The 750-nt window shown below is 32.7% G+C and carries 1 protein-coding gene; it reads left to right on the top strand.

From position 1 onward, the window contains the following. A partial coding sequence (locus ACLL8X_RS09275) for a motility associated factor glycosyltransferase family protein (RefSeq protein ID WP_411990629.1) occupies positions 1 to 750 on the top strand: 750 nt, incomplete at both ends.

Here is a 750-nt window from a genome sequence, read left to right as displayed (position 1 = left end):
TGATATGATAACTCATCCTAGTTATAAAGAATTGCTTTTAAAAAGAAGTTCTTTAAGTGATACAGCTATTATTGTTTCTACTGGACCTTCTTTAACCAAACAGCTTCCTTTGTTAAAGAAGTATGCAAGCAAAGCCACAATATTTTGTGCGGATAGTGCTTATCCTATTTTGGCTAAGAATGACATTAAGCCTGATTATGTTTTATCCTTAGAAAGAATTCCGCTAACTTCTGAATTTTTTAACAATAACTTTGGCGAATTTGATAAGGATATTATCTTTGTTTTAAAATCTTTCGTCCATCCTAACACCACAGCATATCTTAAAAAAAATAATAGAAAATTTACATTTACTTCTGCTTATTCAGCTTTTATCGATTGCGTGAATTTAAAAGACTTTGGATATTGTAATACAGGTTTTAGCGTGGCAAATATGAATTTTAAACTAGCCATGTATTTAGAGCATAAAAATATCATTTTAATAGGACAGGACTTAGCTTACGCCGAAGATGGATTTTCTCACACTAAAGATTATAGAAATTTAGACAAACACGAAGGACAATTTGAACAGGATAAAAACAAATTCACAACCACAGCTTACGGCGGACAAGGCAAGGTAGAAAGCTCATGGGCTTGGACTTTTTTCAGGCATAATTTTGAAAGTGATATAGCCATTGCTAAAATAAATTATCAAGCTAATACCTACAACTGCACCGAAGGGGGTGCTAGGATAGAAGGAAGTATAGAAAAACC

The organism is Campylobacter parajejuni (assembly GCF_046764905.1).
Classification (GTDB): Bacteria; Campylobacterota; Campylobacteria; order Campylobacterales; family Campylobacteraceae; genus Campylobacter_D.
The sequence above is the reverse complement of the archived record's forward strand: the minus strand, read 5'-3'. Positions and strand labels throughout refer to the sequence as shown.